The sequence below is a fragment of the Chimaeribacter coloradensis genome (assembly GCF_002858715.1).
Taxonomy (GTDB): domain Bacteria; phylum Pseudomonadota; class Gammaproteobacteria; order Enterobacterales; family Enterobacteriaceae; genus Chimaeribacter; species Chimaeribacter coloradensis.
Window position 1 is genome coordinate 1 of the sequence record NZ_PJZH01000083.1, and the last position, 386, is coordinate 386.

General features: G+C 61.1%; 1 protein-coding gene and 1 pseudogene. Both read left to right on the plus strand.

Translation table 11 applies throughout. The features are described 5' to 3' along the window. Window positions 1-256, plus strand: a pseudogene (locus CYR32_RS21240) (type VI secretion system contractile sheath large subunit); the annotation flags it as partial. A gap of 14 nt (window positions 257-270) precedes the next feature. Continuing rightward, the coding region (locus tag CYR32_RS21935) for a hypothetical protein (RefSeq protein WP_241523877.1) at window positions 271-386 on the plus strand (116 nt) is incomplete at its 3' end.

Consider the following 386-nt stretch of genomic DNA (forward strand, 5'->3'; position numbering starts at 1 on the left):
CGGCACCACCAAAGACCGCCGCCTGCTGGAGCTGGAGCTGAACACCTGGGTGCGCACGCTGGTCACCGAAATGACCGATCCGGGCGATGAACTGCAGGCTTCTCACCCGCTGCGCGACGCGAAAGTCACGGTCGAGGATATCGAGGACAACCCCGGCTTCTTCCGCGTGAAACTCTACGCCGTGCCGCACTTCCAGGTTGAAGGGCTGGATGTGAACCTGTCGCTGGTCTCGCAGATGCCGAAGGCGAAAGCCTGAAGCCCGGAGGATCAATGAAGATAGAGCGACCGTTATGGATGCAGGGCGTCATGGTATCGCCACAGCATTTCCAGCAGCAGGCCGCCTTTACGGCCTGGCATACCGAGTGCATCGCGCTGATGGGCGTGAT